At 43.0% G+C, this 13,090-nt stretch carries 12 protein-coding genes; all 12 read left to right on the plus strand.

Annotation, left to right across the window (positions count from 1 at the left end):
• Positions 1-335 precede the first annotated feature (335 nt).
• The 12 genes from CSV79_RS09460 (at position 336) to rnr (ending at position 13,033) form a co-directional block, all read left to right on the plus strand.
• On the plus strand, positions 336-914 hold the full coding sequence (locus CSV79_RS09460) for a LemA family protein (protein WP_099688808.1): 579 nt from the start codon (positions 336-338) through the stop codon (positions 912-914).
• 14 nt (positions 915-928) lie between these two features.
• A complete protein-coding gene (locus CSV79_RS09465; RefSeq protein WP_099688809.1) occupies positions 929-1,687 on the plus strand; it encodes a TPM domain-containing protein in 759 nt (252 codons plus the stop codon).
• Positions 1,688-2,115: 428 nt separating this feature from the next.
• Positions 2,116-2,346, plus strand: coding sequence for a glutaredoxin family protein (locus tag CSV79_RS09470; protein ID WP_099688810.1), 231 nt, complete (start codon positions 2,116-2,118; stop codon positions 2,344-2,346).
• A 130-nt stretch (positions 2,347-2,476) separates the two neighbouring features.
• Positions 2,477-3,502 (plus strand): sugar-binding transcriptional regulator, encoded by a 1,026-nt coding sequence (locus tag CSV79_RS09475; protein WP_099688811.1) that lies wholly within the window; start codon positions 2,477-2,479, stop codon positions 3,500-3,502.
• A 64-nt stretch (positions 3,503-3,566) separates the two neighbouring features.
• On the plus strand, positions 3,567-4,574 hold the full coding sequence (gene gap, locus CSV79_RS09480) for a type I glyceraldehyde-3-phosphate dehydrogenase (protein WP_099688812.1): 1,008 nt from the start codon (positions 3,567-3,569) through the stop codon (positions 4,572-4,574).
• Between the two features lie 132 nt (positions 4,575-4,706).
• Positions 4,707-5,894, plus strand: coding sequence for a phosphoglycerate kinase (locus CSV79_RS09485; RefSeq protein WP_099688813.1), 1,188 nt, complete (start codon positions 4,707-4,709; stop codon positions 5,892-5,894).
• A gap of 11 nt (positions 5,895-5,905) precedes the next feature.
• A complete protein-coding gene (gene tpiA, locus CSV79_RS09490) occupies positions 5,906-6,670 on the plus strand; it encodes a triose-phosphate isomerase (RefSeq protein WP_099688814.1) in 765 nt (254 codons plus the stop codon).
• Positions 6,660-8,186, plus strand: a complete 1,527-nt coding sequence (gene gpmI, locus CSV79_RS09495) for a 2,3-bisphosphoglycerate-independent phosphoglycerate mutase (protein ID WP_099688815.1) — start codon at positions 6,660-6,662, stop codon at positions 8,184-8,186. The genes tpiA and gpmI overlap by 11 nt, the downstream gene beginning before the upstream one ends.
• 12 nt (positions 8,187-8,198) lie before the next feature.
• On the plus strand, positions 8,199-9,494 hold the full coding sequence (eno, locus tag CSV79_RS09500; protein ID WP_099688816.1) for a phosphopyruvate hydratase: 1,296 nt from the start codon (positions 8,199-8,201) through the stop codon (positions 9,492-9,494).
• Positions 9,495-9,602: 108 nt separating this feature from the next.
• Entirely contained in the window at positions 9,603-9,830 is a 228-nt protein-coding gene (gene secG, locus CSV79_RS09505; protein ID WP_099688817.1) for a preprotein translocase subunit SecG, read from the plus strand.
• Between the two features lie 62 nt (positions 9,831-9,892).
• Complete coding sequence (locus tag CSV79_RS09510) at positions 9,893-10,639, plus strand: alpha/beta hydrolase (protein WP_099688818.1); 747 nt, start codon at positions 9,893-9,895, stop codon at positions 10,637-10,639.
• A gap of 93 nt (positions 10,640-10,732) precedes the next feature.
• Positions 10,733-13,033, plus strand: a complete 2,301-nt coding sequence (rnr, locus tag CSV79_RS09515) for a ribonuclease R (protein WP_233201411.1) — start codon at positions 10,733-10,735, stop codon at positions 13,031-13,033.
• Positions 13,034-13,090: the final 57 nt, after the last annotated feature.

Below are 13,090 nucleotides of genomic sequence, written 5' to 3' on the forward strand. Positions count from 1 at the left end.
TTATAAAGAATATACATGTACTAGTTTCCTTTGTGCAACTCTTATGCGTGATTCGGACTATATTGTTTCCTTCATGCAACTTTTAATAGTATAGCGTACTCAAAATAAACTGTAAAGAATAAAATGAAAAATATTCTCACATGTTAAAAAGTAGGGATTTTCGTTGCGAAACTATCATATAGTACTTAGCATATTCAGCTGGAAAAAATACGTACAAGATAATTACCTAGCAGATGCCGCCGTGTTTTTTATTCACTTGAAAAACAAGAAGTTTGGCAGGATAAAGATTATGGGTAAGGACATACTAAATAGATGGTTGAAAGGAGTAGTTGTGGATGAAGAAGATCGCTGGTCCACTGATAGTTGTCATTATTTTAGCAGTTATTGCCGCAATCATGATTGTTCCAAGCTATAATAAACTAGTGAATTTAGAAGAAGATGTGAATCAATCATATGCGCAAATCGAAACCCAGTTACAACGAAGAGTGGATTTAATTCCGAATTTGGTTAGTACAGTAAAGGGGTATGCGGCACATGAAAAGGAAGTCATTGACAACATAGCGAACGCGCGTAGTAAAATGGCGGGTGCACAAGGGCCAGAAGAGCAAGCAGCTGCTGATTCAGAGCTTTCGAGTGCGTTAAGTAGATTATTGGTCGTAGTCGAAAACTACCCCGATTTGAAAGCGAACCAAAACTTCCAAGCATTAATGGATGAATTGGCGGGTACAGAGAACCGAATCGCGGTGGCGCGTAAAGATTATAACGATGTAGTGTCTGAATTTAATCGTAGAGTTAAACGTTTTCCGGGGAAAATCATCGCATCCATGTTTGGTTTTGATGAAAAAGAATACTTTAAAGCGGTCGAAGGGGCGCAACAACCGCCAGCAGTCGATTTCGGGGATAACACGAAGTGAGGAATCGCTTCTGCATGTTCGTTGCAGTGCTGCTAGTCGCCCTGATCAGCACTGCAACACCTGCACATGCGGTTTCTGAAGTCGTAGTGGATGACGCGGAGATTCTATCGCCACAGCAAGAAGCAGAACTGCGGGATTATGGTCTCCGTTTACAACAGGCGACAAAAGTGGAATTTGCTGTTCGTACAGTGTATTCACTTGAAGGCGTGCCGGTTGAAGAGTATGCTGTTCGAAAACTTCGAGAGTTAAAATTAGGCGATGCCGAGATGAATAACGGTGCGCTACTAATCGTTTCTACTAAAAAAGATGAGGAAATGGGAATCAAACGCGAATTCTACCTAACAACAGGTTACGGATTAGAAGGTGCGCTTCCAGACGGTAAAATTGGACGCATTATCGACGAAGTAGCTATGCCTTATTTAGAAAACGAACAACCTGATATGGCTATTATGGAAGCCTATAAAGCTTTCTTCAATGAAATCGCTGCAGAATATGGATTAGAAGGCGATGAGTTACCGGTTGCCTATGCTGAATCACAGGGAGAGCCGGGTGTTCCGTCATTCGTAGTAGTCATTATTGTGATATTTCTTCTTTATCGTATGTTTAAGGGTGGAGGCGGACGAGGTGGTGGCCCTGGCGGCAGATCCCGTAGCGGCCCTATATTTTTCCCAGGTTCAATGGGTGGAGGTAGTGGCGGTGGTTTCAGAGGTGGCGGAGGTGGCTTTGGAGGCGGCGGTTCCGGAGGCGGAGGCGGTGCTGGACGAAGTTGGTGACGTGTTTGAATTTGTGACAAGTATTGAGAGTCGTTATGCTCTTAGTACTTGTTTTTTTGATTGGAGTTTGTGGTTTTTTTCTGAGTTCTATGATCACTTGCGGAGTTCTATGAGCGTGTGGAGTGTTTCAATGATCACTTGCGGAGTTCTATGAGCGCGTGAGTGGTTTCAATGATCGCTTGCGGGGTTCTATGAGCGTGTGGAGTGTTTCAATGATCACTTGCGGGGTTCTATGAGCGCGTGAGTGGTTCCAATGATCGCTTGCGGGGTTCTATGAGCGTGTGGAGTGTTTCAATGATCACTTGCGGAGTTCTATGAGCGTGCGATGTGTTTCTATGATCCCCACACTCCAGGCATCCTTTTTATTGATTGTCTGCATTACCTTCTATACTATAAATAACAACACACTAATTCACGAGGTGATTCAAATGAAATACAAATTTTACACGAGACCCAATTGTCCACTTTGCGTAGAAGCGGAGCACATGCTACGTTTGGTCGCAGAAGATCACAACATCGAATGGGAGACATATAATATAGAAGAAGATGATGAAATCCATGAAAAATACATGCTGATGATTCCGGTTCTTGAACAAAATGGAGACGTTGTATTGTATGGGAATATCGGCTATATCGATATTTTGGAAATAATTGAATAATGAAGGCGCTTTCCTTATTGTGTTTCAATTCAATGAATGCTATAATCACGGTATAGTATTTTTTTATTATAGGTGGGACATAATAGTTAGTAAGGGATCAAAAATAACCCACCTGAAAAGAGTGATGTAATTGAACTTATCATTTATCGATGCACAACATGCACTTGTACCTGAACTTCCTACATTAATCGAACAACGTTATCATATGCTGAAATTGATTAAGATATCAGGTCCGGTTGGCAGACGAACACTTAGTTCCATGTCCGGCTATTCTGAACGTGAAACGCGAACGATGCTCGAATTATTAAAAGAACAAGAACTAGTGAATATTGCAAAAGAAGGCGTATCCGTTACAGAAAAAGGTATAGAAGTACTCTTTGTCTTACATGATACGATTGAAGAAAGATCAGGTAGGCATCAATTGGCAAATGAACTAACGCGGCGATTAGCTATCCAAAAAGTCCATGTAGTAGAAGGTGATTCGGATCATTCAGAGTTAACAAAGCAACTTCTCGGCATGCAGACAGCGAAGCAATTCCGTACGCATATTCAAAATCGTAAAATCGTAGCGGTCACAGGTGGTAGTTCAGTAGCGGGCATTCCACCTTTCATGCAGAACGATGAATTATCCGATGTATTATTCGTCGCAGCAAGAGGTGGAGTAGGAGAAGAACTAGGTTTACAGGCGAATATAATTGCAGCTTCCTTCGCTGAAGCTTGCGATGCATCTTACAAAGCGTTTTATTACCCCGACACTCTAAGTGAAGAGGCACATGCGGTATTCCAGCATGAGCCGGCTGCTAAAGAGATGTTGGAATTATATAGCAAGACAGAATGTGTCATACATGGTATTGGCGATGCTTCTAGAATGGCGCTGTTGCGAAATTCATCCGACAAAGAACAGCAAATTCTTGTAGAACGTCAAGCGAAGGGCGAGGCATTCGGCTTTTATTTCAATCAACAAGGGGAAATTGTTCATCGAATTCGCACAGTCGGTATACAGATTGAGCAGCTGCAACAAGTTCCTTTGCTATTTGCTGTAGCAGGGGGGGCGAGTAAAGCACAAGCAATTCTATCTTACTTAGCGAGTGCGCCACCTCAAACGATTTTAATAACAGATGAAGCTGCAGCTGAAGAAATGTTGGCACTAATGTAACTAAGGATTTAATCGCCCGCGATGGGCAAACATATAACAACAACTTACACGGAGGCGATTGATTATGACAGTAAAATTAGCGATTAACGGGTTTGGACGAATTGGACGAGTGGTTTTACGTGAAGCGTTGAAAACAAAAGATGTGGAAGTCGTAGCAATCAACGACTTGACAGACGCAGCGATGCTTGCTCACTTACTGAAATATGACTCCGTCCACGGTATTTTAGATGCAGACGTACAATCAGACGAATCTGCATTACTTGTTAACGATAAGAAAGTGAAAGTATTTGCAGAAAAAGACCCTGCGAATTTGCCGTGGAAAGAATTAGGCGTAGATATCGTAATCGACTGTACAGGCGTATTCCGCGATACAAAATCACTACAAAAACATATCGATGCAGGCGCTAAAAAAGTCATTCTATCGGCTCCGGCTAAAGGTGATATGACGACGCTTGTTATGGGTGTCAATGAAGGAACATACGATGCAGCAAACGACCATATTGTCTCCAATGCATCGTGTACAACAAACTGTCTAGCGCCGATCGTAAAAGTATTGAATGATGAATTCGGTATTAAACGCGGCATGATGACGACGATTCACTCCTACACGAATGATCAGCGCATCTTAGATCTACCTCACGAAGACTACAGACGTGCACGTGCGGCTGGCGAGTCCATGATTCCAACGACCACTGGTGCGGCATCTGCTGTAACGAAAGTCATTCCTGAACTTAAAGGGAAACTAGATGGAATGGCTGTGCGTGTGCCGACTCCGAACGTTTCACTTGTAGACTTTGTGACAGAATTAAATACAGATGTCACAGTAGAGCAAGTCAATGAAGTGTTGAAAAAAGCTTCTGAAAACGAGTTGGCAGGCTATTTATACTTCAGCGAATTGCCTTTAGTTTCTATTGATTACAACGGCAATACCGCGTCATCAACAGTTGACGGGCTCTCTACAATGATCATGGAAGGCAACATGGTGAAAGTCATTTCTTGGTATGATAACGAATCAGGTTACTCTGCACGTTGTATCGATTTAGCTCGTTACATGCATAAACAAGGTCTTTAAATCGACAATTCATACGAATCTATCATTAATCATAGCCAATCTACTGGTAACCCATTATAATGAATAAATATGGGTGAGAGGAACGGAGAAACCCGTTCCTCTTTTTATATTATCTCGGAGGAGGATTTATCCATGAAGTTGAAAAAAACGATTAGAGATATCGAATTAAACGGTAAGCGCGTATTTTGTCGTGTGGATTTTAACGTACCAATGGAAGACGGTAAAGTAACGGATGACACACGGATCCGTGCAGCATTGCCGACAATTGAGTATATGACAGGTGAAGGGGCAAAAGTTATTTTAGCTAGTCACTTAGGTCGTCCAAAAGGCGAAGTCAAAGAAGATATGCGTTTGACACCGGCTGGGGATAAATTGTCCGAACTTCTTGGTAAACCAGTACGTAAATTAGACGCTTCGATTGGGGAAGATGTACAACAAGCGATTGCTCGGATGAAAGACGGCGAAGTAATTTTGCTTGAAAATGTTCGCTTTAATCCAGGAGAAGAAAAAAATGATGCAGAACTATCGAAGAAATTTGCGGATCTTGCAGATGTATTCGTCAATGATGCATTCGGAACTGCGCACCGTGCACACGCGTCAACTGCCGGTATTGCACAATACATACCTGGTGTTCTTGGGTTCTTGCTTGAAAAGGAACTAGACGTTCTTGGTAAAGCATTGTCAGATCCTGAACGACCTTTCACTGCGATTATCGGTGGAGCTAAAGTAAAAGATAAAATCGGTGTAATTGATAACTTGTTAGATAAAGTAGACAACCTATTGATCGGCGGCGGACTGTCTTATACATTCACGCGTGCTCAAGGTCATCAAACAGGCGATTCTTTAGTAGAAGAAGATAAAGTAGAATTGGCGAAGTCGTTCATTGAAAAAGCAAAACAAAAAGCAGTGAATCTGTACTTGCCGACAGATGCAGTCGTTGCGAATGCGTTTTCAGTAGATGCAGAGACGAAAACGGTGGCAGTAGATGCAATTACAGAAGGTTGGATGGGTCTTGATATCGGACCTGAAACAGCCGAACGTTATAAGCAAGTGATCAAAGACTCAAAGTTCGTTATTTGGAACGGGCCGATGGGTGTCTTCGAAATGGAACCTTTTGCGAATGGTACAAAAACTGTAGCAGATGCGATGGCAGAAACAAATGCTTATACTGTAATTGGTGGGGGAGACTCCGCAGCAGCAGTTGAGAAGTTTGCAGTTGCAGAAAACATGGACCACGTATCGACTGGTGGCGGTGCTTCACTTGAGTTCATGGAAGGCAAGGAACTACCAGGAGTAGCTGTATTACAAGATCGAGAATAGGAGAGATTCTTTTGCGAAAACGAATTATTGCGGGCAATTGGAAAATGTACAAACTACCCAATGAAGCTGCGGATTTTGCGGAACAAATCAAAGAACGACTCACAGCATCAGATCAAGTGGAGGCAGTCATCTGTCCACCTGCACTTTATATAGGGGACTTACTGCAACGGTTTGAAACAAGTGCTGTAAAAGTTGGTGCACAAACGATGCATGACACAATAGAAGGCGCTTTTACGGGAGAAGTTAGCCCGGCAATGCTTGAAAGCTTAGGCGTACACTACGTTATTCTTGGACACTCGGAACGTCGTCAGTACTTCAATGAAACAGACGAAACAGTCAACAAGAAAGTACATGCTGCATTCAATCACCACTTGACACCAATCGTCTGCGTAGGCGAAACATTGGAGCAACGTGAAACGCATGAAACGGTTTCGATCGTTTCTGCGCAAGTAGAGGCAGCTTTTGCTAACGTAACGGCTGAACAAGCGAAGCAATCTGTCATTGCTTACGAACCTATTTGGGCAATCGGTACTGGAAAAACAGCAACGGCAGACGATGCCAATGAAGTGTGTGCGGCAATTCGTCATAAAGTAGAAACGATTTACTCAAAAGAAGTGGCAGACGCGATTCGCATTCAATACGGAGGCAGTGTGAAACCTGAAAATATTGCAGAATTACTGAGTAAAGAACATATTGATGGTGCACTAGTTGGTGGAGCAAGTTTGGATCCTGAAGCGTTTGTTCAATTGGTGGAGGCTGGGACTCATGGCGAATAAACCAGTCGCGCTCATTATTCTCGACGGTTTCGGTTTGCGAGAGGAAACTTACGGAAATGCTGTAGCGCACGCAAAGATTCCGAACATTGATTTATTGATGAAAAACTTTCCTCATGCCACGTTAAGCGCATGTGGTGAAGATGTCGGTTTACCTGAAGGACAAATGGGGAATTCTGAAGTGGGACATTTGAATATCGGTGCCGGGCGCATCGTGTATCAAAGTCTGACACGTATCAATAAGTCCATTCGTGAAGGTGAATTTTTTGAAAATGAGACTCTTTTAGAGACGATGGAACATGTGAAAACGAAACAGTCTGCACTGCATGTGATGGGCTTGTTGTCTGACGGTGGTGTTCACAGTCACTATGAGCATTTATTCGCTTTATTGAAACTAGCGAAAGAAACAGGTGTGGAGAAAGTCTATTTACATGCGTTCCTTGACGGACGTGATGTCGGACCGACGACTGCTTTGCCTTATATTAAGCGTACAGAAGATGCCATGAACGAAGTAGGCGTGGGACAAATTGCGAGCGTGTCTGGACGGTATTTTGCGATGGACCGTGATAAGCGTTGGGATCGTGTGCAGAAGACCTATGACGCAATGGTTTATGGCATCGGTACACAATATAAATCAGCAGAAGAAGGAGTTCGGGCTTCTTATACCGAAGAGATACATGATGAATTTATTGAGCCGTTTGTGGTACAACAAGACGGTAAGCCAGTAGCGTCTGTCGAAAACGGGGATGCGGTCATTTTCTTTAATTTCCGTCCCGATCGTGCGATTCAATTGTCTCGCGCGTTCACACAACCTGATTTTGATGGTTTCGATAGAGGAGTCAAGAAATTTACAGACTTACATTTTGTCGGCTTTACGCATTATAATGATGATGTAGTAGCAGATATTGTCTTCCACAATGTCAATTTGACGAAAACTGTTGGTGAAGTGTTGGAAGATCATGGGAAACGTCAATTGCGTATTGCGGAGACGGAAAAGTATCCGCATGTCACGTTTTTCATGAGTGGTGGACGCGAAGAGACATTTGAAGGGGAAACTCGGATTTTGATTAATTCGCCGAAAGTCGCGACCTATGATTTACAACCTGAAATGAGTGCGTATGAAGTGACGGATGCGTTAATCGCGGAAATCGAAGCAGAACGTCAAGATGCGATCATTTTGAACTTTGCCAACCCAGACATGGTCGGACATAGCGGTATGCTAGAGCCAACTGTCAAAGCGATTGAAACGGTAGACGAGTGTCTAGGAAGAATTATCGATGCAATATTCGCTAAAGGCGGTTCAGCTATCGTAACAGCGGATCACGGCAATGCCGATGAAGTAATTACCATTGGAGGACAACCAATGACGGCACATACGACGAATCCTGTGCCTGTGATCATTACACAACCAGATATTACGATGCGAACAGATGGCATACTTGCCGATTTAGCACCAACGATGTTGAAAATGTTAGGAATTCCACAACCGGTTGAAATGACCGGAAAACCATTATTCTAAGGAGAGATCTTCATGCCAATCATTACACATATTCAAGCAAGAGAAGTACTGGATTCACGAGGCAATCCAACAGTAGAAGTAGAAGTATTCACAGATAGCGGTGCGTTTGGACGCGCAATCGTGCCTTCCGGTGCATCTACTGGAGAATATGAAGCGGTAGAACTACGCGACGGCGACAGCAATCGCTACAACGGTAAAGGTGTGTTAAAGGCTGTAGATCACGTCAATGAAGTGATTGCTGAAGAACTAGAAGAAAATTATTCAGTTCTTGATCAAGTTGTAATCGATAAAGCGTTAATCGAACTAGACGGCACTTCTAACAAAGGTAAACTAGGTGCAAACGCAATCCTAGGCGTATCTATGGCGGTTGCACATGCGGCAGCTGATTATTTAGACATTCCTTTGTATCAGCATCTGGGCGGCTTCAACGCGAAGCAATTGCCAGTGCCGATGATGAATATCCTAAACGGTGGCGAGCACGCAGACAACAACGTAGATATTCAAGAATTCATGGTAATGCCTGTAGGCGCGGAATCATTCCGCCACGCATTACGTATGGGTGCTGAAATCTTCCACAGCCTAAAGTCTGTACTACACGACAAAGGCTTGAATACAGCTGTTGGTGACGAAGGTGGATTCGCTCCAAACCTTAGCTCGAACGAAGAAGCAATCACTACAATCATCGAAGCAATTGAAAAAGCAGGCTATAAAGCAGGCGAAGATATCTTGCTTGCAATGGACGTTGCTTCTTCTGAATTCTACGATAAAGAGCAAAACAACTATTACTTAGCAGGAGAAGATGTTCGTAAAACATCTGAAGAAATGGTTGCTTGGTATGAAGAACTTTGCGAAAAGTACCCAATTGTTTCAATCGAAGACGGTTTGGATGAAAACGACTGGGTGGGCCACAAACTATTGACGGAGCGCATTGGTAACAAAGTGCAATTAGTAGGGGACGATCTATTCGTAACAAACACGGAAAAATTAGCACGCGGAATTGAAGAAGGAATCGGCAACTCGATCCTCATCAAAGTGAACCAAATCGGAACGTTGACAGAAACATTTGACGCGATCGAAATGGCGAAACGCGCTGGTTACACAGCAGTCATCTCTCACCGTTCGGGTGAGTCAGAAGACGTAACAATTGCGGATATCGCAGTCGCTACAAACGCAGGTCAGATCAAAACAGGTGCACCGTCACGTACGGACCGCGTAGCGAAATACAACCAATTGCTTCGTATCGAAGATCAATTGTTTGAAACAGCTCAATACTTGGGCAAAGATACATTTTATAATCTAAATAAATAAGACATCCTCCGCTTGTTAGTTGGCACAATTTGCAACTAAAGGTTGTGCCAATGACATAGCTTTGTTAAAATAGAAATGTTATGATTTGCTATTTTGGAGGTGGAAAACATGCATGCCGTTTTAACAGCATCGCTTGTAGTTGTAGCTATAGCATTAATCGTTGTCGTATTATTGCAATCCGGTAAAAGTGCAGGACTGTCAGGAGCCATCTCCGGAGGTGCTGAACAACTTTTCGGAAAACAAAAAGCCCGTGGATTAGACCTAGTACTTCAAAGAGCTACGATCGTTCTATCCGTCTTATTTTTTGTCTTAACAATTGCGATTATGAAAATATAAACATGTAAGCGCCTGACCAAGATTGAACGGTCAGGCGCTTTTCTTAGAAAGGATCGAAAGACATGCGAATCGCTCAGCCCAAACCATTTTTCTTTGAACATGGCAAACGTGCGGTATTACTATTACACGGTTTCACTGGTACATCCGCAGACGTTCGGATGCTCGGCCGGTTTCTGGAAAAACATAATTATACTTCTATGGCACCACATTATCGAGGACATGGTGTACCACCAGAGGAATTGATTGAAACGAATCCTGCGCAGTGGTGGGAAGATGTATTGGCTGCATATAATCAGTTGAAAGACACAGGCTATGAAGAGATTGCTGTGGTGGGATTATCCCTTGGTGGCGTATTTTCATTGAAGCTCGCAGCGGATTTTCCGTTAAAAGGTGTCGTCACGATGTGTGCACCAATGACGATGAAAACGACCGATCTTATGTGGCAAGGCGTGTTGAAATATGCACGTGACTACAAAAAGTTCGCAGGTGACCCTGACGAGCTGATCCAACAAGAAATGACAGAGCTGAAAACAAAGTCGATGCCTGGATTAAACGATTTACGGTCGTTGGTCGAAGGTGTGCGAGAGAAAGTTAACTGCATTTATACACCATTACTCGTTATTCAATCAAGACACGATGAAGTGATTGATGCGAATTCCGCACAAATCATTTATGACGAAGCCGAATCCACAGAAAAAGAACTACAATGGTATGAACAATCCGGACATGTCATTACATTGGGGCCGGAAAAAGCACAACTTCACGAAAATGTGCTGGAATTTCTTGAAACCCTTGATTGGCAAGAGTGAAAAAAGGGGAAGGTACTATTAGAAACTATATAAGGAGGAGATGATTGTTTGGACGCATTTGAAAAAGAATTACAAGAACAGATTCTTTCTTTAATGGAAGAAGCATCCTATCAACCAAAAACTGTTCACGAGATTCAAGAAATACTCGGTATGGAACAGGCGGCAGAATTTAAAGAACTCGTCAAAATGCTCGTACAGCTAGAGCAGACCGGCAAAATAGTCCGCTCACGCGCAAACCGTTACGGCTTACCTGAGATGATGAATTTACTCCGCGGAAAATTTATCGGTCATGCAAAAGGCTTTGGTTTTGTCGTACCGGAAAACGTGGAAGGCGATGACGTATTCATTCCGCCACATGAATTAAACGGGGCAATGAACGGTGATATCGTATTTGTACGCGTATCAGAAAGTTCATTTGGAGACCGTCGTGAAGGTGCCATTACGAAAATTGTCGAGCGTAAGACGACAAAAATAGTCGGTACGTATCAAGATCACAGTAGCTATGGTTTCGTATTAGCCGACGATAAAAAACTACCAATGGACATTTATATTGAAAAAGGGCATTCTCTTGACGCAGTCGACGGACAAAAAGTCATTGTTGAAATTAAGAGTTGGCCGGATGACGAAAAGTCCGCAACAGGTATGATCACGCAGATTCTTGGCCATAAAAATGACCCTGGCGTAGATATTTTGTCGATCATCCATAAACACGGCATTGCAATCGAGTTCCCGCAAGAAGTAATGGACCATGCGAATAGCGTACCGACAACCGTCCAAGAAAATGATTTATTAAATCGTAAAGATCTTCGAAACGATTTGACGATGACAATTGATGGCGCGGATGCAAAAGACTTGGATGATGCAATTTCTGTCTTTAAAGAAAACGATGGAACGTATCGTTTATTCGTCCATATTTCTGACGTCAGCTATTATGTGACAGAAAACTCTCCAATGGACGTAGAAGCAGCGGACCGCGGAACGAGTGTATACTTGACGGATCGTGTCATTCCGATGTTGCCACACCGTTTATCGAACGGGATCTGTTCATTGAACCCTGGAGAAGATCGCTTAACACTGACATGTGAAATGAAAGTGGATCTTAACGGTAAAGTCGTGGAGCATGAGATTTACCCAAGTGTCATCAATTCGAATTATCGTATGACGTATAGCGATGTCTATGAAATCATTGAGAATAAAGATGAAGAACTATCGAAGACATATGAAGAAATCGTACCGATGTTGAATGATATGGCGAAACTTGCAGCGATCTTCCGTCAAAAACGACAAGACCGCGGTGCAATCGACTTCGATTTTAAAGAATCTAAAATTCTTGTCGATGAAGAAGGAAATCCAACAGATGTCATCATCATAGAACGTACCGTTTCAGAGAAATTAATCGAGGAATTCATGTTGGTAGCGAACGAAACTGTGGCGGAGCACTTCCACTGGCTACAAGTTCCATTCTTATACCGTATTCACGAAGATCCGAAAGAAGAGAAACTCCAACGCTTCTTCGAATTCCTAACAAACTTCGGAATCGTCGTTAAAGGAACGGGCAATCAAGTCCATCCGCGGGCGCTGCAAGAAATCGTTGAATCGATCGAAGGACTTCCAGAGGAATCTGTTATTTCTACGATGTTATTACGCTCGATGCAACAAGCGAAATACTTCCAGGAAAGTATCGGACACTTCGGACTATCGACGGAATTTTACACGCATTTCACCGCACCGATCCGTAGATATCCAGACTTAATCGTTCACCGTTTGATTCGGACGTATTTATTCGAAAAAGATCTAACAACACAAACCATCGCTCACTGGTCTGCACGTTTACCAGAAATCGCTCAACACACGTCTGAACGTGAACGCCGTGCCGTCGATGCAGAACGTGATACAAATGCACTTAAGAAAGCACAGTTTATGGTGGATAAAATTGGGGAAGAATTTGAAGGTGTGGTATCCTCTGTCACAAACTTCGGTATATTTGTTGAGCTAGAGAATACAATTGAAGGACTCGTCCATGTACAAAACATGAATGATGACTACTACCGTTTTGATGACCGTCAAATGATGATGATTGGCGAACGTTCTGGCAAGCAATTCCGTATCGGAGACGAAGTGAAGGTGCGCGTCATTTCGGTTAAGCCAGAAGAACAAGCAGTCGATTTCGAAATCGTTGGCATGGTTCAAAACTTCAGAGGCTCCCGTAAAGAATCGCCTAAAGTGATTCAGGCGGGGAGAAGTAAAGACAATGGTTCAGGAAGTCGTGGACAAGGTAAGAAGCAAGGCGGAGGTCAACAAAGCGACAAACGCAATAAGAAGTATGAAAAACCTAAGCGTAAGTTTTACGAAAGTGTAGCAAAGAACTCTAAAAGAAGATCAAAGAAAAAATAAGGCTGGAGATCAACTGCTCCAGTCTTCATCTACATTTAGCAGAAGTTACATGCTGAG

It is taken from the genome of Sporosarcina sp. P13 (assembly GCF_002743055.1).
In the GTDB taxonomy this organism is placed as follows: domain Bacteria; phylum Bacillota; class Bacilli; order Bacillales_A; family Planococcaceae; genus Sporosarcina.